The sequence below is a fragment of the Acidithiobacillus sp. genome (assembly GCF_023255755.1).
In the GTDB taxonomy this organism is placed as follows: Bacteria; Pseudomonadota; Gammaproteobacteria; order Acidithiobacillales; family Acidithiobacillaceae; genus Acidithiobacillus.
Window position 1 is genome coordinate 8,165 of record NZ_JAGDVS010000200.1, and the last position, 941, is coordinate 9,105.

The window sequence follows — 941 nt, forward strand, 5'->3', positions numbered from 1 at the left end:
TGGCGGTATCGGCTGCCGCCATACCGGGCAGCGCAATGAGCAGGACTGCGGCGATGAGGTGACGGGTGTGCATCATGGGGCCTCCTTGGCGATCTGCGCCTTGGTGGCGTCGATTTGCTGGCGAGTCGTAGCAATCTGACTTTGCAGATTGCCGATCTGACTTTTCAGCACGGTACGCTGGCTGCTGCTGGCTGCTGCATTCAGGCGGGTCTGGATATTATCCAGCAGCACCTTGGCAAGCAGTGTCTGGCGGTCGGCATACACATAATCGCCGCGCGCCACCGCTTCCCGCGCGGCGCTCAGTGCCTTCTGTGCCGGCGCCAGTTGCCGCGCATTGACCGCGGGCGAGAGGGAGAGGATGCGCTCCCGGCCCGCCTGTACGGCAACGGCGTCGGAGACGCTCTGTTGCGGGCTGACTTGCACCATCTGCGCGCAGGCGCTGAGACCCAGACTCAGGGCCAGTGCCATCCCCAGGCGGGGATAGAGACTTCGGTTCCATAGCGTGTTCACGTCAGCGTCACTCCTCTCCGCCACGATGATAAGGTAAGCCGGCCTGAATGCTCCAGGCCCGGTATAATTGTTCAGCCAGCACGACGCGCACCACCGGGTGCGCCAGGGTCAAGGGCGACAGGGACCAGCGCCAGTCCGCTTGCAGGGCCGGATCGAGGCCATCGGGGCCGCCGATCCATAGTGCCACATCGCGCCCGCCGGCGAACCAGGTGTCGATGCACTGCGCTAAGGCCTCGCTGTCCAGACGCTTGCCGCCCACTTCCAGCGCCACCCGCTCGGCACCACTGGGGGTTGCTGCCAGAATCCGTTCGCCCTCTTCGCGCCGCCAGAGTACCGGGTCCCCGCTGCGCCCGCGCCGCGCCAGCGGCAGTGCGCGCCATTCGACGCGCAATTGCGGAGGCATCCTTGCGGTGTATTCGGCGACGCCCGAC

Annotated in this window: 2 protein-coding genes; both read right to left on the bottom strand. The window is 66.2% G+C overall.

What is annotated here, in order from left to right:
- Window positions 1-72 precede the first annotated feature (72 nt).
- Window positions 73-510, bottom strand: a complete 438-nt coding sequence (locus tag Q0C48_RS14360) for a hypothetical protein (protein ID WP_291525526.1) — start codon at window positions 508-510, stop codon at window positions 73-75.
- Window positions 511-517: 7 nt separating this feature from the next.
- Window positions 518-941: 23S rRNA (pseudouridine(1915)-N(3))-methyltransferase RlmH (rlmH, locus tag Q0C48_RS14365; protein WP_291525528.1), on the bottom strand; the 424-nt coding region annotated here is incomplete at its 5' end.